19 protein-coding genes are annotated in these 21,221 nt (G+C 56.7%); 12 read left to right on the plus strand and 7 right to left on the minus strand.

Annotated features, from left to right (window positions below):
• The first annotated feature begins 142 nt into the window (after positions 1-142).
• Positions 143-1,669 carry a M20/M25/M40 family metallo-hydrolase gene (locus tag B3Z17_RS19000; RefSeq protein ID WP_286831496.1) on the plus strand — a complete coding sequence of 509 codons (1,527 nt, stop codon included), beginning with the start codon at positions 143-145 and terminating at the stop codon, positions 1,667-1,669.
• On the opposite strand, the gene B3Z17_RS19005 is transcribed toward B3Z17_RS19000, so the two are convergent.
• The 4 genes from B3Z17_RS19005 to tpiA all read right to left on the minus strand — a co-directional run bounded on the left by B3Z17_RS19005 (position 1,670) and on the right by tpiA (position 5,516).
• On the minus strand, positions 1,670-2,461 hold the full coding sequence (locus B3Z17_RS19005) for a hypothetical protein (RefSeq protein ID WP_286831498.1): 792 nt from the start codon (positions 2,459-2,461) through the stop codon (positions 1,670-1,672).
• A 115-nt stretch (positions 2,462-2,576) separates the two neighbouring features.
• Positions 2,577-4,208 (minus strand): CTP synthase, encoded by a 1,632-nt coding sequence (locus tag B3Z17_RS19010; protein ID WP_286831500.1) that lies wholly within the window; start codon positions 4,206-4,208, stop codon positions 2,577-2,579.
• A gap of 125 nt (positions 4,209-4,333) precedes the next feature.
• Positions 4,334-4,654 (minus strand): preprotein translocase subunit SecG, encoded by a 321-nt coding sequence (secG, locus tag B3Z17_RS19015; protein ID WP_068306140.1) that lies wholly within the window; start codon positions 4,652-4,654, stop codon positions 4,334-4,336.
• Positions 4,655-4,763: 109 nt separating this feature from the next.
• Positions 4,764-5,516: a triose-phosphate isomerase gene (tpiA, locus tag B3Z17_RS19020; protein WP_286831503.1), complete on the minus strand. Its 753-nt coding sequence runs from the start codon at positions 5,514-5,516 to the stop codon at positions 4,764-4,766.
• Positions 5,517-5,760: 244 nt separating this feature from the next.
• Here tpiA and B3Z17_RS19025 point away from each other — a divergent pair, with 244 nt between their 5' ends.
• Both B3Z17_RS19025 and trpE read left to right on the plus strand, forming a co-directional pair.
• Positions 5,761-7,689, plus strand: coding sequence for a SurA N-terminal domain-containing protein (locus B3Z17_RS19025; protein WP_286831506.1), 1,929 nt, complete (start codon positions 5,761-5,763; stop codon positions 7,687-7,689).
• A 20-nt stretch (positions 7,690-7,709) separates the two neighbouring features.
• Positions 7,710-9,227 (plus strand): anthranilate synthase component I, encoded by a 1,518-nt coding sequence (trpE, locus tag B3Z17_RS19030; protein WP_286831509.1) that lies wholly within the window; start codon positions 7,710-7,712, stop codon positions 9,225-9,227.
• A gap of 8 nt (positions 9,228-9,235) precedes the next feature.
• Here the strand turns inward: trpE and B3Z17_RS19035 are convergent, their stop codons facing one another.
• Positions 9,236-10,243, minus strand: coding sequence for a divergent polysaccharide deacetylase family protein (locus tag B3Z17_RS19035; protein WP_286831512.1), 1,008 nt, complete (start codon positions 10,241-10,243; stop codon positions 9,236-9,238).
• A 174-nt stretch (positions 10,244-10,417) separates the two neighbouring features.
• Between B3Z17_RS19035 and B3Z17_RS19040 the strand changes: the two genes are divergently transcribed.
• The 6 genes from B3Z17_RS19040 to lexA all read left to right on the plus strand — a co-directional run bounded on the left by B3Z17_RS19040 (position 10,418) and on the right by lexA (position 15,289).
• Positions 10,418-11,002: an anthranilate synthase component II gene (locus B3Z17_RS19040; RefSeq protein WP_286831513.1), complete on the plus strand. Its 585-nt coding sequence runs from the start codon at positions 10,418-10,420 to the stop codon at positions 11,000-11,002.
• A complete protein-coding gene (gene trpD, locus B3Z17_RS19045; RefSeq protein ID WP_286831515.1) occupies positions 10,999-12,030 on the plus strand; it encodes an anthranilate phosphoribosyltransferase in 1,032 nt (343 codons plus the stop codon). Before B3Z17_RS19040 ends, trpD begins: the two co-directional genes overlap by 4 nt.
• Complete coding sequence (gene trpC / locus B3Z17_RS19050; protein WP_286831518.1) at positions 12,030-12,827, plus strand: indole-3-glycerol phosphate synthase TrpC; 798 nt, start codon at positions 12,030-12,032, stop codon at positions 12,825-12,827. Before trpD ends, trpC begins: the two co-directional genes overlap by 1 nt.
• 24 nt (positions 12,828-12,851) lie before the next feature.
• Positions 12,852-13,325, plus strand: a complete 474-nt coding sequence (gene moaC, locus B3Z17_RS19055) for a cyclic pyranopterin monophosphate synthase MoaC (RefSeq protein WP_068306121.1) — start codon at positions 12,852-12,854, stop codon at positions 13,323-13,325.
• Positions 13,322-14,518: a gephyrin-like molybdotransferase Glp gene (gene glp, locus B3Z17_RS19060; RefSeq protein WP_286831521.1), complete on the plus strand. Its 1,197-nt coding sequence runs from the start codon at positions 13,322-13,324 to the stop codon at positions 14,516-14,518. Before moaC ends, glp begins: the two co-directional genes overlap by 4 nt.
• A gap of 81 nt (positions 14,519-14,599) precedes the next feature.
• Positions 14,600-15,289 (plus strand): transcriptional repressor LexA, encoded by a 690-nt coding sequence (lexA, locus tag B3Z17_RS19065; protein ID WP_286831525.1) that lies wholly within the window; start codon positions 14,600-14,602, stop codon positions 15,287-15,289.
• 20 nt (positions 15,290-15,309) lie between these two features.
• Here lexA and B3Z17_RS19070 read toward each other — a convergent pair whose 3' ends face one another.
• Positions 15,310-17,400, minus strand: a complete 2,091-nt coding sequence (locus B3Z17_RS19070; RefSeq protein WP_286831528.1) for a ComEC/Rec2 family competence protein — start codon at positions 17,398-17,400, stop codon at positions 15,310-15,312.
• 218 nt (positions 17,401-17,618) lie between these two features.
• Between B3Z17_RS19070 and gltX the strand changes: the two genes are divergently transcribed.
• From gltX to B3Z17_RS19085, 3 genes are all read left to right on the plus strand, one after another.
• Positions 17,619-19,022, plus strand: a complete 1,404-nt coding sequence (gene gltX / locus B3Z17_RS19075) for a glutamate--tRNA ligase (RefSeq protein ID WP_286831530.1) — start codon at positions 17,619-17,621, stop codon at positions 19,020-19,022.
• A 51-nt stretch (positions 19,023-19,073) separates the two neighbouring features.
• Entirely contained in the window at positions 19,074-20,360 is a 1,287-nt protein-coding gene (gene gltA / locus B3Z17_RS19080) for a citrate synthase (protein WP_068306111.1), read from the plus strand.
• Between the two features lie 105 nt (positions 20,361-20,465).
• A complete protein-coding gene (locus B3Z17_RS19085) occupies positions 20,466-20,732 on the plus strand; it encodes a hypothetical protein (RefSeq protein ID WP_286831533.1) in 267 nt (88 codons plus the stop codon).
• Between the two features lie 49 nt (positions 20,733-20,781).
• Here B3Z17_RS19085 and fabZ read toward each other — a convergent pair whose 3' ends face one another.
• A complete protein-coding gene (gene fabZ, locus B3Z17_RS19090; RefSeq protein WP_286831534.1) occupies positions 20,782-21,219 on the minus strand; it encodes a 3-hydroxyacyl-ACP dehydratase FabZ in 438 nt (145 codons plus the stop codon).
• Positions 21,220-21,221: the final 2 nt, after the last annotated feature.

A 21,221-nucleotide genomic window follows, 5' to 3' on the forward strand; every position in this document is an offset into this window, starting at 1 on the left:
GGGAAAGGATAAAAACTTGCGGCGCGATTGTTACCCTTTCACGGCCTCTCCCGCAAGGCCCAGTCTGTCGGTATCATGGATTGTTGCTGGAAAATTCCTAATCCTGGAGATAACTTTCCTATCGGCAACAGGGAGAAAAAGCATGGCATGTCGCCACCGTCATTTTATCGCAGCAGGTTTGGCTTTCGCGCTCGGAACTGGGGGTGCCTCCGCAGACGATAGCATTCATCGATATCGCGCTGAACATGAACGTCAGATATTGTCCGACTTTCGGGACTTCCTCAGCTTACCCAATGTCGCCAGCAGCGCACCCGACATGATGGCCAATGCGGCGTGGATCGAGCGGTATATCGCCAAACGTGGTTTTACCTCACAGATCGTCGCAGAAGGTGGCGCGCCGTACGTGATTGCCGAACGGAAGCAGCCCGGCGCAAGCCAGACCATCCTGATATACGCCCACTTCGACGGCCAGCCGGCAGAGCCCCGAAATTGGTCCTCGCCTCCATTTGAGCCAACGCTGCGTGACGGCCCTGTGGAGCTGGCTGGAGAAACTATCAGTTGGGAAAGCCTCACGACCATCAATCCTGAATGGCGTATTTTTGCCCGTTCAGCAGGTGACGACAAGGCGCCGGTGATAGCACTGATGGCCGCGCTCGATGCAATGGAAGCCGCGGGCGACGTACCTAGTGTGAACATCAAACTGATCCTTGATGGAGAAGAGGAAGCTGGCTCCCCTACCCTGGACAATATTCTTCAGAAGCATGCGGACAAGCTTACTGCGGACCTTATGCTCTTCTGCGACGGCCCAATGCATCAAAGCCGCATGCGCCAACTGGTTTTCGGGGTTCGAGGCACCATGACCGTGGACCTGACGGCTTTCGGGCCAGCAAGACCTCTTCATAGCGGGCACTATGGTGGCTGGGCTCCGAATCCATCCGAACAGCTGATGCGCCTGCTGGCCAGCATGAAAGATGATGATGGCCGCATTATCATACCGGGGTATCTCGATGACGTGCACCCGCCTACTGCCGCCGAGCAACAAGCAATCAGCACCCTTCCCAATATGGATACGGCCCTCAAAGACGAGCTATTTCTCTCAAAGACGGAGGGCGGGGGAAAGCGCGTCGAAGAGATATCCATGGGCCCTTCTATCATCGTCAAAGGCTTTGAAGGCGGCGGGGTTGGCAAACAGTCGCGCAATATCATCATGCCATCGGCAACCGCCTCCGTAAATCTGCGCCTTGCTCCAGGTCAGACCCCGGAACGCGTGATTGCACGATTGAATCAGTTTTTCTCTGACCAAGGCTTCACCCTTTATTCAAAGCCACCGACCCCAGAGGAGCGCGCGGTAAGCAGCGCATTGTATGTGGATTGGCGGCCAGGCGGATACCGTGCCTACCGCAGTGATCTCGGCAGCGCTGAAGCGCAGAAACTGGTTTCAATCCTGAACAGATTTGACGGCAAAGAAACCCTTCTGACACCAACGATGGGCGGAAGTTTGCCAATCTATCTCTTTGAAGACACCTTCCCGAAGATGCCGATCATAATTCTACCGATTGCCAATCACGACAATAATCAACATGGCCGCAACGAAAATCTTCGCATCCAAAATCTTTGGGACGCGATCGATGTATATGCTGCGGTGCTTTTGGAATACGGCAAGCCGTGATCAGAGATTATAGTTGTCTTCAAGCGCGTAATTCACTTGCCGCACCCGGGCCAGATATCCTGACGGCAATTGCTCCGCCAGTCCGTCTGCAATCAGCCTGATCTCGGCCTTCAGTCGCGACAGATCTGCACGCTTTTCAGTCTCTTCCGGCTGGAACTGCAGGCGAATTTCCGTTTCAGCCAAAACCGCCTCAAGTCGGGACACAGACCACATTGGAAATTTTTCCGAGAAGGCGCGCATGTCTGTCAGCGCATCATTCAGATTGCGCCACTGCATTGAGCTCCCGAGGACACTAAGCTCGCGGATACGCATGTAAAGAAGCGCGCTGTCTGCGTTCTCACCACGGGTGAAAGTGAATGCGCGGGCCGCAGCGAAGAACTGATGGGCAACATCAATTTGTTCGACTTTAGCTGCGGCGTGGGCGGCTTCAACATTGAGTGCCATAAGGCGCTCACTATTACTTGCTGACTGAACGAGTTTGAGGGCCGTTTGCCACGCTTCCACAACGCGCTTCCTGTCCCGCGCAGCCGTTGCCGCTCTTGCATGCAGCAAGGCAAATTCGCCGACCATCGGTACAATTGGATTAGCGATCTGACTGAAATGTTCCCATGTACGGGCAATGCCAGAATAGGCCCTTGCAAGCGCCTCTTCGTCATCGGTCGACCTGAATGTGTCCAGATAATAGGTAACCGCCTGTGCGGTTTCCGCCGCCTTTTCCTCCGGCGTTCTGGCCGCGACCGAACTTGCCATCAGGCCAGCGATTACCACGGGAAGTATCAGTGTTCTCAGCATGTATCTTTCCTCATCTGCGCGGCATATTTTACCGCATCAGGCGTCTTCGGAAAGTATATATGCAAAAAGGGGGCCGAAAAGCCCCCTTCTCCAAAATCACTATTTTTGCCAGTATTTATACCAGCCGTGCCTGCTTCAATGCCGCTTCAACAAAGCTTGCGAACAGCGGATGCGGGTCAAACGGCTTGGACTTCAGCTCAGGGTGATACTGAACACCGATGAACCAAGGGTGGCCAGGAATTTCCATAATCTCTGGCAGTTCACCATCGGGTGACATGCCGGAAAACAGCACACCGGCCTCTTCAAGACGTTCAACATAGCCGATATTCACTTCATAGCGGTGACGGTGCCGTTCCTCGATCTCTACCTTGCCGTAGATGTCCGCGACATGTGAACCCTCCTTGAGGTTCGCTGGGTATGCGCCCAGACGCATGGTGCCGCCCAAGTCGGTATCTTCTGTGCGCTGCTCGACGCTGCCGTCTTCCTTGACCCACTCGGTAATCAGGCCGACAACCGGCTCTTTCTGCTCCCCGAACTCGGTCGAACCCGCGCCTTTGATGCCTGCCAGATGGCGGGCCGCCTCAACGGTGGCCATCTGCATACCCAGACAGATACCGAAATACGGGATCTTGCGCTCGCGGGCAAAGCGTGCGGCAGCAATCTTGCCTTCTGTGCCGCGCTTGCCGAAGCCGCCAGGCACCAGGATGGCGTGGACATTTTCAAGCCTGCTGATCGCATCGTCGCGTTCAAACACTTCGGATTCGATCCATTCGATGTTCACTTTCACCCGGTTAGCGATACCGCCATGGATGATGGCTTCATTGAGCGATTTGTAAGCATCCTTCAGGCCGGTGTATTTTCCGACCACAGCAATGGTCACTTCGCCTTCCGGGTTCTGCACCCGGTCCATGATGTCTTCCCAAACCGTCAGGTCCGGCTTCTGGCTGTGTGCCAGGCCAAAGGCTTTGAGCACTTCCGTGTCCAGGCCTTCCTTGTGGTAGGAAATTGGCACCTCATAGATGGAGCTGACGTCCAACGCCGGAATAACGGCTGTTTCGGCCACATTACAGTAAAGCGACATCTTGCGGCGCTCACCGTCCGGGATCGGGTGCTCTGAGCGGCACACAAGGATATCCGGCTGAATACCGATGGAACGCAGGTCACGTACACTGTGCTGCGTTGGCTTGGTCTTCAGTTCGCCAGCCGCCGCCAGATAAGGCACTAGTGTCAGGTGAACGAAAATGGACCGTCCTTTGCCAAGGTCGATAGACAGCTGGCGGATCGCTTCCATGAAAGGCGCAGCTTCGATGTCGCCGGCAGTACCACCGATTTCACACAACATGAAATCGATACCTTCCTGCTCAGCCAGCGCAAATTCCTTGATGGCGTCTGTTACATGCGGGATTACCTGTACGGTACCGCCCAGATAGTCGCCACGGCGCTCCTTCGAAATGATCTGCTGGTAAATCCGGCCAGATGTGATGTTGTCGCTCTGACGCGAGGCAACACCAGTGAAACGCTCATAATGGCCCAGGTCCAGGTCTGTCTCTGCGCCGTCATCGGTTACAAATACTTCGCCATGCTGGTACGGGCTCATCGTGCCCGGGTCCACATTCAGGTATGGGTCCAGCTTCCGCAGGCGAACTGAATAGCCGCGGGCTTGCAACAAAGCGCCCAACGAAGCAGACAACAGTCCCTTACCCAGGGAACTAACAACACCACCAGTGATAAAAATATAGCGCGTCATGGAGCCTCTCTAATCCCAAAAAAGCATGCCACACCGGACAGGTTTGCTGCCTGGTAACTCAACAAAAATACTATCTACATAAAGAGAAGCGGGGGCTCGTGGCCCCCGCTTTAAAGTCTCTTGTCCTAGCCGTCCTCAGGAACGGTAGGTATTTCAGGGAGTTGGCTTCCGCCATCTTCCTGTTCCTGCTGGATCACTTCCTGAACAACGGTATCTTCGGCGCTCTTTTGAGCCGCGAACCATCCAAGAAGAAGTGAGTTGGCAAGAAAGACAATCGCCAGCCATTTTGTCGTGCGGGTAAGCAGGTCCCCGGCGCCACGAGCGGTCATCATGCCACCCTGTCCGCCGCCAATACCAAGTGCACCACCTTCCGAGCGTTGCAGCAAAATGGCAACAACCATAGCAAGGGCTACAATCAGATGAATGCTCAGCAATACGGTTTCCATGTACCTGTCCTACCTAACGTTGGCCAACCCGACCCGATTATACAAATCTTGGCCGGGATTCAAAGCGCGGTTTCTAGACCTCTTTGACCGGTTTGCCAACCCTAAATTTTTAATTCCGGTATGCGTCGATGATACCGTTGAAATCCGAAGCCTTCAGGCTTGCGCCTCCGACGAGGGCTCCGTTCACATTGTCGGCTGCCATCAGCTCGGCTGCATTCGAAGGCTTCACAGACCCGCCGTAAAGAATCCGGAAGCCGTTTCCAGCATCACCGAAGCGTTCCACGAGCGCACCACGGATTGCGGTGTGCACTTCAGCCACATCTGCAACCGTTGGCGTGCGGCCAGTACCAATGGCCCAAACAGGTTCATAAGCCACAACCGTGTTCTCAGGTGTGCTGCCAGCCGGAACCGACTGTGCAACCTGCCCCAGCACCACGTCCAAGGTCTTGCCGGCATCGCGCTCGGCTTCGGTTTCGCCCACACATACGATCGCCTTCAGGCCTTCGGCGAGCACTGCGTTTGCTTTGTCGCGGACGAGTGCACTGCTTTCGCCGTGATCCGCCCGACGTTCGGAGTGGCCAACAATCACATAAGATGCACCCGCATCGCGGAGCATTTCAGCTGAAATATCCCCCGTGTGGGCACCCGATTTATTCGTATGGCAATCCTGGGCACCAATCGCCACGCCGGTCGGTGCGTTTGATGCGAACGCGGCAATCAGGGTGAAAGGTGGGCAGATCAGCACGTCGCAATCAGCGGCAGAGCCATCACTAAGGTAATTCCCAAGCGCCTCGAGTTCCGCCTGGCTCGACGCCAGACCGTTCATTTTCCAGTTTCCTGCAACAAGGGCAGTCGGTTTCATATTGGGGCCTCATATGATTTCTATTTAGAATTTTTATGGCTCGGTGATTAGCAAATTAATGCCCCCCTGACCAGCTTCCTGTTTCCTTCTTCCTGCCGGTTTTTGCTCTCACCTGACGCGCCTGCTCATCTGGCGGCAAATCGCCTGTTGCAGCGCGCCCAAACCCTGCTTATGATGCGCGGCCAATCCGGTGGGCTATTCCACCCAAATTTACGTAATGATTAATCGACGGGAGCTCGGGCGCATGCTGCTCAAACTTCGCGGGGGACTGGATTCCTTTTTTGTAACTCTTCTTCTTGGCGTTCTGATTGCCGCTTTTGCAATCTGGGGCATCGGCCCTGGCATGCTTGCTGGCAACACGCAATCTGTCGCCACAGTTGGGGACACCACGGTTCCGACAGCGCAGTATGCTAATGCGGTCCAGCGCCGGGCACAGCAACTGCAAGCGCAGTTTGGCGGCCAGTTCACGGCCGACAGGATTATCCAGATGATGCAGCTGGACCGTCAGGTTCTGCAACAAATGATCCAGGAAGCTGCCATCGCGGAAAACACCCGTGAGCTTGGCATCCGCATTACCGACGCCCAACTGGCGGCGGAGCTTCTGCAGTTCGATGCCTTCAAGGCCCCTGATGGCAGCTTCAGCCAACAGATGATGGCTCAGGCACTTAACCAGGCCAACATGACGCAGAAAGAACTGTATATCGGCCTGCGCCGCGAAGCAGCCAGCAACCAGTTGCTGGGCAGCATCACGCAAGGCGCACCGGTGCCTCGCGTCCTTGCTGAGCGCCTGTACACCTGGCAGGCTGAACGCCGCCGCGCGACCATGATCAATTTTGCAGCCTCTGACATTACGGATGTTGCAGAGCCGACTGAGGAAGAGCTTCAGGCTTATTATGAGGACTCCAAGTCGAATTATATGACGCCAGAGCGCCGTAGCTATAACTACATCATGCTGACACCAGCGCAGTTCGTGGACGAAGTCGAGATCAAGGAAGAAGACCTTCTGCAGGCTTATGACTATCGCCGCAGCGAATATGTACGCGACGAAAGCCGTGATCTCCAGCTGGTCAGCTTCGCCGACAAGGAAGCTGCTGACGCGTTCATAGAACGTGTTGCAGCAGGTGAAGATTTCATTGCCCTTGGCGCGGAACTGACTGAATTCTCAGCTGAAGAGCTGGAGCTTGGCGCCAACACCAAAGCCGATCTGCAGACAGATTTCGACAGCACAACAGCCGATGCCGTCTTTGCCCTGGGCGAAGGCGAACTGAGTGCACCGATTGAGGGCCTGGCCGGTTGGAACGTTTTCCGGATCAAAAGCATCACAGCCGGAGAAGAACAAACGCTGGAAGATGTTCGCGCCGACCTTGAAGCATCACTCAAGGCAGAACACGCCGTTGACCTGATGTTCGACTTCCTGCCAGACCTTGAAGACGCCATCGCAGAAGACGGCACCCTGACGGCCGCAGCCACAAAACTGAACGTGCCACTGGCGACTGTGTCGGAAGTGGACGGTCGGGGCCAGGGTCCGGACGGATCTCCGAAAGTCACCCTTCAGGAAGAAGGCACGGTACTTTCCGAGGCGTTCCGGACAGAACTGGGTATTGAGCCAGAGCTCAAGGACCTTGACCCAACCGACAGCACCAAGGGTGTGTTCTTCGTCGAAGTCACTGAGATCAAGGACCCAGCCGAACGCTCGTTTGAAGATGTCCGGTCCGAAATCAGGAGCGCCTGGATCGCCCAGCGCCGCCAGGAAAAGGCTGGCGAGATTGCGGAAGCAGCGAAAGCACGCCTCGAGGCCGGTGAAGAAGCCGAAGCCATTGCGCTGGATCTAGGCGGTACATCCTACGACGCCAAGAATGTCTCGCGCACGGCCGAAGGAACGTCAGGACTGTCGGCCAATATCCGCCGCCTGATCTTTGACCTGGGCGTTGGCCAGATTGATGCAGAGCGTGCCGCAGACGGTAACGGCTATGTGGTCGTTCGTGTCAATGACATCACGCCGGGCGATCCTGTCCGCGATGCAGCAAAGGTTGACGCCCTGCACGCTGAGCTAAAAGCCCAGTTCGGTAGCGAGCTGTTCGAACAGTACCAAGCCAAGCTGCTCGACACCTATTCGCCTGAGATCAACAACTCCCTGGTGAACCAGCTTTTCCGCCGCGACGCGGAAGAATAACACACGGCGGTGATCAGGCAGTGAGCGGCACGTCAGAACAACCGGACACCCTGGAAGCGCAGCGCGCGCTTTACCAGGACGGCAAACCCCAGGTCGTATCCACCACGTTAGTGGCCGACCTGGATACGCCGGTCTCTGCCTACCTCAAACTGGCACAAGGGGAGACATACTCATGCCTTCTCGAATCAGTCGAGGGCGGTGAAACCCGCGGTCGTTATTCCATCATTGGCCTGCGCCCGGATATTGTCTGGCGCTCCCGTGGCAGCAGCGTTGAAGTATGCCGTGACTATGGCGCCGACGCCGCTGCGTTCAAGCCCGTCGATGAAGCCCCACTCGAAAGCCTGAGGCAGCTCCAACAGGAAAGCCTGATTGACCTGTCCCACAGCTTGCCGCCAATGGCTGCGGGCCTCGTGGGCTATATGGGGTATGACATGGTCAGGCAGATGGAAACGCTGCCGGACGCCAAAACCGATCCGCTCGGGCTCGCGACATCGATTTTCGTGCGGCCCACCGTGATGGCCATCTTTGACAGTGTCACCAACCTGATTACGCTTGTAACACCGGTGCGTCCAAAGGATGGCGTGTCTCCGGACACCGCGCTTGCCGAGGCGGACAAACGCCTCGACATGATGCTGGAGCGCCTTGACGCGCCACTGCCGCTGACCGCGGGACCAGCAAGCCCGGTATTCGAGGAACCTGTGTCCAACACCGGCCAGGCCCGCTTCCACGACATGGTCAAAAAGGCTCAGGAATATATCCTGGCGGGCGACATTTTTCAGGTCGTTCTCAGCCAGCGCTTTTCCATGCCGTTCGAGCTGCCGCCTTTTGCCCTTTACCGGGCGCTCAGGCGTACGAACCCATCGCCGTTCATGTATCACCTGGCGTTCGAGGACTTCGCCATTGTTGGCTCCAGCCCCGAAATTCTAGTGCGCCTACGCGATGACGAGATCACAATCCGTCCCATTGCAGGCACCCGAAAACGTGGCGCCACACCAGAAGAAGATGCCGCCCTTGCCGCAGACCTACTGGCAGACCCAAAGGAACTGTCAGAGCATCTGATGCTTCTGGATCTAGGCCGCAATGACGTTGGCCGCGTTGCCAAGCCTGGCTCTGTTGAGGTCACGGCCCGCAACACCGTCGAATATTATTCCCACGTGATGCATATCGTTTCGAACGTGATCGGTGAAATCGATCCGAAGTATGATGCGATTGACGCACTTGGTGCCGGGTTCCCTGCAGGTACGGTTTCAGGTGCCCCGAAGGTTCGGGCGATGGAAATCATTGACGAGCTGGAAGTCGATGCCCGCGGGCCCTATGCAGGCAGCGTCGGCTATTTCAGCGCCAACGGCACGATGGATACCTGTATTGTGCTAAGGACCGCAATTGTCAAAGACGGCCAGATGCACGTACAGGCTGGTGCAGGCGTGGTTGCAGACAGCGACCCGGAATCAGAGCACCAGGAATGCCAGAACAAAGCCCGCGCTTTGGTGACCGCGGCCAAGGAAGCCGTGCGCTTCGCCAAATCGAACAGGGGCTAACCCCCGCCCTACTCGCCAGGCCGTGAATGCGTCGCGTCGCCGTTCATCACAACCGCATGTTGGCGCTTGGCCTCAAGGGCCCCGACCAACTGTGATACAGGCACCAATGCGATCCCCTTGGCGGCCAGCGTCTTTTGCCAGTCCTTCAGCGTTTCCAGCGTCACCGGATATGGGTGGCCTATCGCGATAGCATAACCCCGCACCCTTGCAATCCGTTCAGCCTTCCTGAGCTGCACCTCAATGGCATCCCGTTGCTGCACGTTATCAAGAAACACGTCCCGCGCGATGGTGGGCACACCAAGCGCCCTGGCCGCACTGATGCCAACACTTTTCGGTGACGTCAGGCTGTCAAGAAACAGCCAGCCATCGGCTTTCAAGTGCGCCATTATCTGCACCATGTGCCCGGCATCTTCCGTCAGCAGGCTGCCCATATGGTTATTGACGCCCACAAAGCCGTCAAAGCGGCTGAGGTTCCAGTTCAGGCGGCGCTCGAACTCCTCTGGCGCCAATCCTTGTAAAAGGGCATTGGTCCCGGGGTCAGCAACATCCCCCTTGGGCTGCATGGGCAGGTGAACCATCAGTTCATGCCCTGCGGCCCGCACCCGACCGGTCTGGTATACCAACTGCTCGGCATAGGGGAGGTAAGCCAGCGTGTATGGACCTGTCATTTCAGCCAGTTCCTCTGTCGCCTGATAGCTCAGCCCCAGGTCATCGATCACGATGGCAATTCGCGGCAGCTTTGTTTCTTGCCAAGCCACGGCATATTGACGCCAGGCCGGGTCCACCTTTTCAGGCAGCAGCTTTTCCAGATCCTTTATTGGCACGGTCACCTCGCCGTCGCCATCCATATCCGACAGCACAGCCAAAACGTCGGGGTCCAACTCCGGCTCTGAAGCCTCATTTGTCAGAAGCGGTGTGGTCGGCTCCTGCTCCAGCACGCTATATAGGCCCACGCCGATCAGGACGATCACCAGGCTGTAGACACCAATCACCAGCTTTTTCAGCCGCTTACTCATAAATCTCCGTTCCCTGGCTTGCCATTTGGGTGGCGCGTCCCTTTCGTTTCAATTTTTCTTAAGCCCAACTGGCCAAAGTCTTTTGTAAATGCCGCGAAATTGACCAGTCCGCCATTGACATTCAAGGTGAAAGCCGCAATGTCCATCTAGTTTATGAATCAGCGAGCGGTTTCAATGTATATTCTGATCGATAACTACGACAGCTTTACCTACAATTTGTACCATTATGTGATGGAATTGGGGGCAAAAGTTGAAGTCTGGCGTAACGATCAGATTACAGCCACGGAAGTGCTGGCGAAAAACCCGAAGGGCATCATCATCAGCCCCGGTCCCTGCTCTCCTACAGAAGCGGGCATATGCCTTGAATTGATCGAAGCCGCTTCAGGGAAAGTGCCTGTTTTCGGTGTCTGTCTGGGCTTTCAAAGCATTGGCCAGGCGTTTGGCGGCGATGTCGTGCGTGCGCCATATGTCATGCACGGCAAAATCAGCGACATCACCCATACCGGCACCGGCGTGTTCAAGGGGCTGCCAAGTCCCTATAAAGCCACGCGCTATCATTCCCTGATTGTCGAACGGGATACCCTGCCCGATTGTCTGGAAATCACGGCGGACACCGCAGACGGCCTGATCATGGGCCTGCAGCACAAAACATTGCCGCTCTATGGCGTTCAGTTCCACCCGGAAAGCATCGCGTCCGAACATGGCCACGCGCTTCTGAAGAATTTCATCGATATCTGTGAAGGGGAACAGGCAGCATGAGCGACCTTAGACCCATTCTGGCAAAGCTGGCAGACGGCGAAACGCTGACAGCCGACCAGTCCCAGGACGCCTTCAACATCATCATGTCAGGCGCGGCAGACCTGGCGCAAATGGCTGCCTTCATCATGGCGCTTCGGCTTCGGGGCGAACAGGTAGACGAAATCGTGGGTGGTGCCCGTGTGCTTCGGTCCAAGGCAACCCAGATAAAAGCGCCTGAAGGCATTGTCGATACCTGTGGTACGGGTGGTGACGGCCTCGGTACCTATAACATTTCAACGGCCGCGGCGATTGTCACGGCTGCGGCGGGCGCGCCGGTGGCAAAGCACGGCAACCGCTCCGTATCATCCAAATCCGGCTCCGCTGACGTTTTGATGTCGCTCGGTGCAGAGCTTGAGATTTCCCAGGAAGCGAATGAGCAGAGCTTGGTTGACAACAACTTCGCCTTTCTGTTCGCGCCGGCGCACCACAAGGCCATGCGCCATGTGGCCCCTGCCCGCGGCAGTTTGCAGCTGCGCACCATCTTCAACCTCCTGGGTCCGCTCGCGAACCCCGCACAGGCCAAACGCCAGATACTGGGCGTATTTGACCGCAAGTGGCTGCGCCCGATGGCAGAAGTGCTGCAAAAGCTAGGCAGCGAGCATGTCTGGGTCGTGCACGGCAGTGATGGCCTTGATGAAGTCACAACCACAGGCCCAACCTATGTGGCGGAACTGAAGGACGGCCAGATCACGGAATTCGAGGTGACACCGCAGTCAGTAGGGCTTGAAGTTTCCGACATCGAGGACCTCACGGGCGGTGACGCCGACGTCAACGCCCAGGCCATCCGCGATCTTCTAGCGGGCAAGCCTTCCGCCTACCGCGATATCGTGCTGATGAACGCAGGTGCCGCCCTCGTTGTGGCCGGAAAAGCTGCAACCCTCAAAGAGGGCGTTGACCTGGCCGCCAGCACGATCGACAGCGGCAAGGCGGCTGCGGCACTGCAGAAATGGGTGGCCTTCACCCAAGCCCATGCGCCGGAGAAAGACTGATGGCTGACATCCTGCAGGAAATCTGCGACCGCAAGCGCGAGCATGTGGCTGCAGTGAAAGCCAGCCTCTCGCTCGCCGAGCAGGAAACCCGTGCCAAAGAGGCCACTGCTCCGCGCGGTTTTATCAAATCGCTGCAGGCGTCTGTGACCGATGGTAGGTACGGCTTCATCTGCGAGATCAAAAAGGCCAGCCCCTCGAAGGGCCTGATCCGGCCTGACGACTTCGACCCAGCCACGCTCGCAGAGGCTTACGAGCGCGGCGGTGCCTCCTGCCTGTCTGTATTGACCGATGAGCCCTATTTCCAGGGACATGACGACTATCTCAAGGCGGCCCGCGCAGCCGTATCACTGCCGTGCCTTCGGAAAGATTTCATGGTTGATCCTTACCAGGTAGCGGAAGCCCGCGGTTTGGGCGCAGACTGTATCCTGTTGATCATGGCGGCCCTTGATGATTCGCTCGCGGCTGAACTTGAGGCTGAGGCGCACAAGTGGGGTATGGACGTACTGATTGAAGTCCATGACGCGCCCGAGCTTGAGCGCGCCCTGAGGCTCAAGAGCCCGCTTGTAGGCGTCAATAACCGGAACCTGAAAACCATGGATGTCTCGCTTGAGACCACGCTTTCGCTGGTACCCGGCTTCCCGGAAGGTAAGATCGCTGTTGCAGAATCTGGCCTCAGGACCCAAGAGGACCTTGCAGCCTGTGCGCAGGTTGGGGCACATTGTTTCCTCATAGGCGAAACCTTCATGCGCCAACCAGATGTGGAACAAGCGGTGCGTGACCTTCAAAAAGCGTCATAACACGCTAATCTAAAAGGATAATATATGTCTAAGCTGTCCCATATTGACGAAACCGGTGCCGCGCACATGGTGGATGTGGGGGACAAGGCTGCGACACACCGCATTGCCATCGCCGAAGCCTTTGTCGAGATGAAGCCGGAAACGCTCAAGCTTATTCAGGCTGGCGACCTGCCCAAAGGCGACGTACTTGGCGCTGCACGGCTTGCCGGCATCATGGCAGCAAAGAAAACCAGCGACCTGATCCCGCTATGCCATCCCCTGCCGATTACCAGCGTCAAGGTTGAGATCGCGCCTGCATCTGACACCAGGCTTCGGATCGAAGCTTATGTGAAAGTAACGGGCCAGACCGGCGTGGAAATGGAAGCGCTGACCGCTGCGTCTGTTGCGGCGCTGACCATCTATGACATGGCCAAGGCGGCCGATAAGGCCATGCGCATTGAAGGTATCCGCCTGCTGCGCAAAGAAGGCGGCAAATCCGGAACCTATGAGGCCGAATGATGATTTCTGTTGAAGACGCGTTCAAACGCATCGTTGAAACCACAAAGCCCCTGACAACCGAAAAGATCGTGCTTGAGAAGGCTTCAGGACGCGTGCTTGCAGCCCCTTTGACTGCCCGTCGCACCCAGCCGGGCGCAGATATGTCTGCCATGGACGGCTACGCGGTCAAAAGCAGCAGCCTTACAGGAAAACCGACAACCCTGAAGCTGATTGGCGAAAGCGCGGCAGGAAGCCCGTTTCCCAGTGCCTGCGGTGACGGGGAAGCTGTTCGTATTTTCACGGGTGGCATTGTCCCTGAAGGCGCCGACCAAGTGGTTGTGCAGGAAGACTGCACGGCGGAAGCCGATAGCGTCACGACGGCAATAGGCCCTGAGGCTGGCCGCCATATTCGGCTGGCAGGCATTGATTTCGCCGTGAAACAGATTGTGCTGGACCAGGGAACCTACATCAGCCCCAAATCCATTGGTCTGGCCGCTAGTGCCGGGTATGACCATCTGATGGTCCACCGTGCCCCCAAAGTGGCAATTCTGGCGACGGGGGACGAACTGGTTCCGCCAGGCAAGAAGGATTTTGAGCCGTTTGAGACCGTCAACAGCACGGCCCCACAGATTTCCGCCCTACTGAGCGACGCGGGCGCCGAAGTGACCATTCTTGGCCAGACCGGGGATGACCTCAAAGCACTCAAGGCTGCGGTCAAGAAAGCTGCGGGCGCCGATATATTGATTACAATCGGCGGCGCATCGGTGGGCGATAAGGATTTCATGCAACAGGCTTTGGCGTCCGAAGGCATGGCGCTTGATTTCTGGAAGGTCGCCATGCGCCCCGGCAAGCCCCTGATTTTTGGCACAATGGGGCAGACCAAGGTGATCGGCTTGCCCGGCAACCCGGTTTCGGCCTTTGTGTGCGCCCTTCTGTTCGCCCGGCCGCTCGTGGACCAGATGATGGGACGGCCAGCGCCCCTTCCAGCCGGCGTTCCGCTACCGCTCGCCACCGATCTCGCTGAAAACGGCCCACGGCAACATTACATGCGGGCCCGCCTGGTCGGCGAACCCGGTAGCCGACATCTCGATCCCGCTATCGCCCAGGACAGCAGCCTGGTATCGGTTCTCGCGCAGTGTGACGGTCTGATTGTGCGCGAGCCGAACGCGCCAGTGGCAAAGGTCGGCACCATGGTACCGTTCCTCCCATTTTAGCGTGTATTACCCGAAGGCCTTGACATTCATCCAAAAGGTGAACTAAAAGAGAACATATCGAAAACAAACCCGGAGGGAGCTATGTTAACCGCCAAACAGAACCAGCTGTTGCTTTTTATTCAGGAGCGACTGGCCAGTTCAGGTGTTTCCCCTTCGTTCGATGAAATGAAAGACGCCCTTGGGCTTAAGTCAAAGTCCGGTGTTCATCGCCTGATCAATGCGCTCGAGGAACGTGGTTTCATCCGCCGCATGGCCAACAGGGCCCGCGCGATTGAGATTCTCAAGACACCAGACAATGCAGCGCCGCAGCGTGGTGGCGACAATGTTATCAGCGCCCCCTTTGGCCAGGCAAAGACGCCATCCGCGCCCTCTGCAGCTGGCGATGACAGTTTTGAAATCCCGCTTCACGGCAAGATCGCAGCTGGTACGCCGATTGAGGCGCTGGAAAACCGCGACAGTTTTGTTTCAATCCCCGGCGCCATGATGGGCCGCGGTGATTGTTATGCGCTTGAAGTCTCCGGCGATTCCATGGTTGAAATGGGCATCCTGGACGGCGATACGGTTGTGATCGAAAGCGTCAACACCGCGCGTGATGGCGAAGTCGTTGTTGCACTGGTGGACCGCGAGGAAGCCACGCTCAAGACCCTGCGCCGCAATGGTCAATTCGTTGAGCTGGTACCTGCCAACCGCGATTACCAAACCCAGGTGCTGAAAGCGGACCGTGTTCAGGTTCAGGGCCGTCTTGTTGGCCTCTTGAGGCAGTATCACTAAGATCAGACTGCTATTGGAGGCTAGCCCTCCTTTTTTGGCCCTGCATGCCAGGGCCGATTACCCCGTTCCCGGCTCCAGCGTACTTCGCCTGTTTTCAGGTCATAGGCCACCGGGCCATAGCGCGCCAGTCCCTCCTCGGATAGTTTAACGCCGTTACCACGACAATAGCGCCGCCAGCGTACCGGCATGATAACAATATCTGCCTGGACGCAGTCTCGCCGCATACCGCCAAGGCTTCGTGCCGTTGCGACGACCAACCCCGTCGGTAACCTGATGAGACATCCGTCACTATCACATTGACGTTTGAGGCGTCCTGGCACCTCGTCGGGCGAAATACCCCAGTATCGTGCCCAGGCATCGTCCCTAAAGCTGCCACGGCGCCCACCCGAGATATCAAATCGCCCTGCTGACTGGTCAAAAACCGCAATGATGTTTCCGCCGCTATCAATCAGCAGATCATTCCTTGCGTCTTGATACAGGAAGGGAACGGCCAGTAGGCCTGCAACGACCGGAACCCACACTGTCCGGCTCTTCAAAAGCAGGCAGAGAAACAAGACGATACTGGCGACAACAATGAAGGCCGCGGATTGCTGGGGGATGTGGGCGACCCCGTAACTAGGGGCGCCGAACGCCCCGGCGACACCCCGCACCAGATCCAGCGCGGCCCCCATCAGGTGCAAAACCGGACCATCCCAGCCCAGCGGCATCACCAGCAAGGCCAGAAGCGCAAGTGGCATCACAACAAGGCTGACAATCGGAACCGCCAACAGGTTGGCCCCCAGCCCAACCAGCGGCGTGGCCTGGAAATGATAGAGCGCAAAAGGCGCCACAGCGATTTCCGCCACAATGGTTGTAAAGGCAGTCATGGCCAGAAAGCGGCCCACCTTGGCCAAAAGCCCCTGCCCCATGGGCATTCGAAAAGTCGACTTGGCCAATCGCTCATATGCCACCACAAGCGCCGATGTTGCTGAAAACGACATCTGGAAACCGACAGAAAGAATCGCTTCAGGCCAAAGGCTCAGGATAATGCCAGCAGCAATCGCCACATTACGGAGCGACAGGACCCGGCGGTCCAGGAGGATTGCCAGCAACCCAATTGAAACCATGATAAAGGCCCGCACAGTGGCTGTGCTCATGCCCGACAGCAGCAAATACCCAAGCGCCACACTCCAGGCAGCAACTGCGGCCAGTTTGCGCGGCGGCACACGAAGCGCAATCCCGGGAAAGGCTGCAAACAGGAATTCGAACAGAAAGAAAGCGGCCGTGGTGATCAGTCCCATATGCAGCCCTGATATTGCCATCAGGTGCGCCAGCCCGGCATCGCGGAAATCATCCACTGTCTGGTCGGTCAGATAGTGCCGGTAGCCCACCAGCAAGGCAACGGCCACGGCACCAGACTGATCGGGCTGCCTTGCCATGATGCGCTGCGCTACCTGCTGCCTGATGCCCTCAATGCCAGCTGCCACGCCAAGCCCGCCGGTCTCCGGCATGCCAAGGACATCAATGGGCGCGACTGCAAAGCCTTCTGCGCCAATGCCGTCAAAATAGGCTTTTCGGGCGAAATTGAACCCGTCCGGCGTTATGGCGCCCCGCGGTTCATGCAGAAGCGCCTGTGTGCGAACCATAGTGCCCGGCGTCAGCTCGCCCCTTATGTCCGTACGAACCAGCAGCCGCACGCTCAGAGGCAGGCTTTCGGTCTCGCCCTCCATCGCAGAAGGTAGGACGATGAGACGTGTTGAGCCGCCCGGGCGCGCCTCCACCGTTTTCACGCTGCCTTCAAGCGAAACATAGCGCTCAGGCCCGAAAGCGGGGGCGTGAAGCCTGTCAATTCGAGCTGCCGCACATACCATCCCCATCAACAATGCCAGTATCATCTGGACCGCTGTCCGCTGAAGCTGGCGGGCGACAAATGCCGCCACCAGGACTGATGCCGCCATGAACAACAGCCAGGACAAGGTGAATATTTCACTATTCGGCACGATTTGGAGCAGGCACCCTGACGCGAAGGCGGCCACCATAATCATCAGGCGCCACTCCCCGTGCACGTGTTGCAGTGCGTCATAACCTCGCTTGAAGGGCAACGCCGGGGCCTTGAGGATGAAAGTGGGCACAGTTCCGCCTATTAAAGGATGAATTCTTGCGATCAGAGGTATAGTATCGCTTTGATTTTTGTGTCGGAACATAAAAAATTGCTGCACTGCAATTTGTGTTGTGAAGAAACATGTGATACAAGCCAATCAAATTTTCTTTTAGGCCGCTCCATCACTTTTCCAGCGTCCTATATTTGTTATAAACAACAAGGGTTTAGTTCCTGAGCATGCAAACTGACATGCCCACTGTGGTTACACGATTTGCGCCTTCTCCGACTGGATTTCTCCATATCGGCGGGGCCCGCACCGCTTTGTATAATTGGCTTCTTGCCCGCCACTTTGGCGGAAAATTCCTGCTACGCATTGAAGACACCGATAAAAAGCGTTCCACCAACGAAGCAATTGACGCCATTCTTGAAGGCATGAAATGGCTCGAGCTGGACTGGGACGGTGATGCCATCAGCCAGGCAGGCCGGGCGGAGCGTCACGCGGAAATTGCCCGTGAGCTACTCGAGAAAGGCAAGGCATACAAGTGTTTCGCCACTTCTGAAGAACTGACGGCAGCCCGCGATGCAGCCCGCGCAAGCGGCGGCAACTTCCGTGGTGACCTGTGGCGCGACCGGGACGAAAGCGAAGCCCCTGAAGGCGCGCCCTATTCCATCCGCATTCGCATGCCCCGTGAAGGCGAAACCACCATTTCGGATGCCGTTCAGGGCAAGGTTACTGTCCAGAACAGCAACCTGGATGATATGATCATTCTCCGCTCTGACGGTACGCCAACCTATATGCTGGCTGTCGTTGTGGACGACCACGATATGGGCGTAACCCATATTGTACGCGGCGATGACCACCTCAATAACGCCTTCCGCCAGCACCAGATTTATGAAGCCATGGGATGGACGCCGCCCGTGCTCGCTCATATCCCGCTCATTCATGGTCCGGACGGCAAGAAACTGTCGAAGCGCCACGGTGCGCTTGGTGTGGAAGCATACCGCGACATGGGCTATCTGCCTGCCGCGATGCGCAATTATCTGCTGCGTCTTGGCTGGAGCCACGGCGATGATGAAATTATCTCTACCGAACAGGCTATTGAATGGTTTAGTCTTGAAAATGTCGGTAAAGGTGCTGCCCGTTTCGATTTCGACAAGCTCGACAATCTGAATGGCCACTATATTCGCAATTTAAATCCTGACGCGCTCTTGTCCCTGATCAGAAACGATCTAGAAAAGGAAGTGGGTCACACACTTGAAACTGCTGAGGAAGAGCGCCTTATCAAGGGCCTGCCCGCCTTGGCGGAACGTGCGAAGCGGATGCCTGACGTTACAGAGAATGCGTCTCTGTTCTGTAACGTTCGCCCGCTAAGCCTTACCGAGAATGCTGCCAAAGCCCTGCAAGGCGATATGCCTGCCTTGATGGGTAAAGTGGCAAATGAATTGGAAGCAGTAACTGACTGGGAAGCTTCAGTTATTAAAGCTGCCATTTTCTCTTTCGCGGAAGCGGAGGAATTAAAACTAGGCAAAGTGATGCAGCCGGTCCGGGCTGCCGTAACTGGCGGAAGACAGTGCGGTGACCTGGTAGAAACCCTGGAGATTTTGGGCCAGGAAGAAACGATCGGTCGCTTGAGGGACCTCATTGCCGCTTAGCCTTGTAGGTCTGCCCCGGCAGACTGTATTTTTTATGAAGGAGTTTGGACCATGACAAATGATCCCCTTAAACTGGCCGGCGCCGGCGAAGACGTCGACCTTCCTGTGATGGAGGGGTCTGTAGGTCCGAAGGTGATTGATATCCGCAAGCTTTATGCGCAGACGGGCATGTTCACCTTTGACCCTGGATTTACATCGACTGCGAGCTGTGAGTCTAAAATCACCTATATCGATGGTGAAAAAGGCGAATTGCAATACCGCGGATACCCAATTGAACAGCTGGCGGCCGATAGCGACTTCATGGAATGCTGCTACCTCCTGCTGTTTGGCGAACTGCCCACGAAAGCTGAAAAAGAGAAGTTTGTGTGGGATATTACCCACCACACAATGGTGCACGAGCAGCTGCACCGCCTGTTCCTTGGCTTCCGCCGCGACGCACACCCTATGGCCGTCATGGTGGGTGTTGTTGGTGCCCTGTCGGCATTTTATCACGACAGCACTGATATCAACGACCCGCACCAGCGCATGGTGGCAAGCTACCGCCTGATCGCCAAAATTCCGACGATCGCGGCAATGGCATACAAATATACGGTCGGCCAACCGTTCGTATATCCACGCAACGACCTGTCGTACGCGGGCAACTTCCTGCACATGATGTTCTCAGTGCCTGCAGAACAATATAAGGTCAGCCCGACGCTTGAAAAAGCCATGGACCTGATCTTCATCCTGCACGCTGACCACGAGCAGAACGCGTCAACATCGACTGTCCGTCTGGCTGGCTCCTCTGGCGCCAACCCGTTTGCTTGTATCGCTGCTGGTATTGCGTGCCTCTGGGGCCCTGCCCATGGCGGCGCCAATGAGGCCTGCCTGAACATGCTTGCGGAAATCGGCACCGTTGACCGTATTCCTGAGTTCGTGGCACGCGCCAAAGACCGCAACGATCCATTCCGCCTGATGGGCTTTGGTCACCGCGTCTATAAGAACTTCGACCCACGGGCGACCGTGATGCGCGATACCGCCCACAAAGTTCTGCAGGAACTGGGTGTGGACGATCCGCTGTTTGACGTGGCGATGGAACTTGAAAAGATTGCGCTTGAAGACCCTTACTTCGTTGAGAAGAAGCTCTACCCGAACGTAGACTTCTATTCCGGCATCATCCTGAAGGCCATGGGCTTCCCGACCGAGATGTTCACGGTTCTGTTCGCTCTTGCACGGACTGCCGGCTGGATTGCACAGTGGAAAGAAATGATCGAAGACCCGACCCAGAAGATCGGCCGTCCTCGTCAGCTCTACACTGGCGCACCGAAGCGGGACTATGTACCGGTAGAAAAGCGCTAAACTGCGTTAGTCAGAGAAATTCAAAAGCCAGTCCCTCGGGGCTGGCTTTTTTCTTGCCTGCAATTCTGTGTCATACTGCCATGCGACCTTATAGGGAGACGTGAGATGGAGCTGACAGCAACCAACATCGCCATTATCTGCCTGGCCCTTGTGGCTCTGGCTTCCACGGTTGGAATGGCCGTCAACAGGAACAAGGGCGCGGGCAAGGGAATTGGCGAAAGCATCAACCAATTTGCTATAGCAACCGTAGTTCTACCTATCATCGCTATTCTGGCAATAGCCGGTGTCCTGTCGTTGGAAGTCACAGGAACCTTATTGGGCGCGGCGATTGGTTTTGTCGCGAATGGCCGTCAGAACCGCATAGCCAAATAAAAAGGCGGCCTCAGGGGCCGCCTTTCCGAATTCTGATATTGTTACCGCCCTAGCTTGCGCCGAGCATGGCTGTCAGCTTGGCTTCCGTCACCAGTTCGCCATCGACGAAGGCTTGCGCGTCAAATTTCCACACAGCACCGCCGCCGCGGGTCTTGACGACTTTCATTTCCAGGCGGTCACCAGGGCCAACCGGTTTGCGAAACTTCGCGCCGTCAATGCCCATGAAGTAAACCACCTTGCCGCGGGCGTCTTCGCCCAGGAAGTCAATCGCCAGCACGCCGGCTGTCTGAGCCATGGCCTCCAGGATTAGCACACCCGGCATCACCGGCTTTTGCGGGAAATGCCCCGGGAAGAATGGCTCGTTGATGGTGACATTCTTGATACCGGTCGCACTTTCGCCTGGTACCACGTCAACCACTTTGTCCACCAGCAGGAAAGGATACCGGTGCGGTATCGATTCCATGATTTTCTGGATATCAAACGCCATTG

Source organism: Kordiimonas sp. UBA4487 (genome assembly GCF_002389025.1).
GTDB lineage: Bacteria > Pseudomonadota > Alphaproteobacteria > Sphingomonadales > Kordiimonadaceae > Kordiimonas > Kordiimonas lacus.

Coding starts and splice junctions, on each gene's coding strand:
- B3Z17_RS19010 (WP_286831500.1), bottom strand. CDS start 4,208: ATGACGCGCTATATTTTTATCACTGGTGGTGTTGTTAGTTCCCTGGGT.
- tpiA (WP_286831503.1), bottom strand. CDS start 5,516: ATGAAACCGACTGCCCTTGTTGCAGGAAACTGGAAAATGAACGGTCTG.
- trpC (WP_286831518.1), top strand. CDS start 12,030: ATGGCTGACATCCTGCAGGAAATCTGCGACCGCAAGCGCGAGCATGTG.
- secG (WP_068306140.1), bottom strand. CDS start 4,654: ATGGAAACCGTATTGCTGAGCATTCATCTGATTGTAGCCCTTGCTATG.
- B3Z17_RS19035 (WP_286831512.1), bottom strand. CDS start 10,243: ATGAGTAAGCGGCTGAAAAAGCTGGTGATTGGTGTCTACAGCCTGGTG.
- B3Z17_RS19005 (WP_286831498.1), bottom strand. CDS start 2,461: ATGCTGAGAACACTGATACTTCCCGTGGTAATCGCTGGCCTGATGGCA.
- gltX (WP_286831530.1), top strand. CDS start 17,619: ATGCCCACTGTGGTTACACGATTTGCGCCTTCTCCGACTGGATTTCTC.
- trpD (WP_286831515.1), top strand. CDS start 10,999: ATGAGCGACCTTAGACCCATTCTGGCAAAGCTGGCAGACGGCGAAACG.
- B3Z17_RS19000 (WP_286831496.1), top strand. CDS start 143: ATGGCATGTCGCCACCGTCATTTTATCGCAGCAGGTTTGGCTTTCGCG.
- lexA (WP_286831525.1), top strand. CDS start 14,600: ATGTTAACCGCCAAACAGAACCAGCTGTTGCTTTTTATTCAGGAGCGA.
- glp (WP_286831521.1), top strand. CDS start 13,322: ATGATGATTTCTGTTGAAGACGCGTTCAAACGCATCGTTGAAACCACA.
- B3Z17_RS19085 (WP_286831533.1), top strand. CDS start 20,466: ATGGAGCTGACAGCAACCAACATCGCCATTATCTGCCTGGCCCTTGTG.
- moaC (WP_068306121.1), top strand. CDS start 12,852: ATGTCTAAGCTGTCCCATATTGACGAAACCGGTGCCGCGCACATGGTG.
- B3Z17_RS19025 (WP_286831506.1), top strand. CDS start 5,761: ATGCTGCTCAAACTTCGCGGGGGACTGGATTCCTTTTTTGTAACTCTT.
- B3Z17_RS19040 (WP_286831513.1), top strand. CDS start 10,418: ATGTATATTCTGATCGATAACTACGACAGCTTTACCTACAATTTGTAC.
- gltA (WP_068306111.1), top strand. CDS start 19,074: ATGACAAATGATCCCCTTAAACTGGCCGGCGCCGGCGAAGACGTCGAC.
- fabZ (WP_286831534.1), bottom strand. CDS start 21,219: ATGGCGTTTGATATCCAGAAAATCATGGAATCGATACCGCACCGGTAT.